The following is a 1,062-nucleotide window of genomic DNA, read 5'->3' as shown; positions in this document are numbered from 1 at the left end:
AATGCTAATTTCTCCGATTTCCAAAGGCGTTACATATTTATATAAAGTTTCTATATGTTCCGTAAAATTTTCCTTACTAAAATCACACTTATAAAGGTTTGGCAAGTCAGTATGTACTTGAGCAAGGTAAGCTGTAATATTTGCATCAGTAGGATCGCACCCTCCATAATACTTTCCACCAATTTTTACAAAATCATCTGCTCTTGATAGCGCCGTTGTTATTGTCGAGCATCCATCCCAACCTTCCTCCTCTATCAATCCTAAAGGATCTATATATTTTAGAGGATTATTTAGTACATAAGTATATGGATTAAAACTATTTGGTATTAATAATCTTGATGGATATGGGTCCTCCAATATAAATCTTCCAATCTCCGGCATGTAGTACCTTGCCTGTGCATACCATAACTCTGCACTTACATCGTATTGGTAGCCTGTGTAACCATAGGTATTGTCTGGTCTTGGCCAGTTTTGGTTGAATTTTACCGATGGCATTGGTACACCAAATTCATCGTAGTTATAATATTTGATTTCTCTTTCTTCTCCTGCCATGACATCGTCATCTAAATCTGATTTTGTTTTACTAACAGATATTTTATTTCCTGCTTTATCATAGTTGTGTAAACATCTAACTATAATCTAGACTAAGGATTAATTTTTTCATCGTCCTAATATAAATCTTGCCTCCTGAAATTGATCTCTATATTATAACAAAAACACTATAAATGCCATAAGTTTTCAACATTTATAGTGTTTTATTGATATAGAGCTTTTTCAGCAATCTCCCTCTGGCTAGTGATTCCCACTACCAAGCCCACAGCGAACTTTAACCGCCTTGATGCTGTTTTCTACCGTTAGACTATTGTTGTAATGAAATCAGCTAAAATTATCTCAATTTTATTGTGACAATCCATTTAAAGCATTCTAAGAAAGAAAACAAGGGAGAGTATTCTCCCCCGTCAATGAAACAAAACAGTTTCTGCGCCATTATTACTACTAGTCCATCATTGAATAACTTTATTATATCTCCTACTTCTGCGAAACTGAGAGACATCGTGTCTT

The 1,062-nt window shown here is 34.6% G+C and carries 1 protein-coding gene; it reads right to left on the bottom strand.

Annotation, left to right across the window (positions count from 1 at the left end; genetic code table 11):
* A partial coding sequence (locus RCF13_RS25185) for an RHS repeat-associated core domain-containing protein (protein ID WP_308141640.1) occupies positions 1-552 on the bottom strand: 552 nt, incomplete at its 3' end.
* Between the last annotated feature and the right edge of the window lie 510 nt (positions 553-1,062).

Source organism: Stenotrophomonas maltophilia group sp. RNC7 (assembly GCF_030910085.1).
Taxonomy (GTDB): domain Bacteria; phylum Pseudomonadota; class Gammaproteobacteria; order Xanthomonadales; family Xanthomonadaceae; genus Stenotrophomonas; species Stenotrophomonas sepilia.
This window is presented reverse-complemented; position numbering and strand designations above follow the sequence as displayed.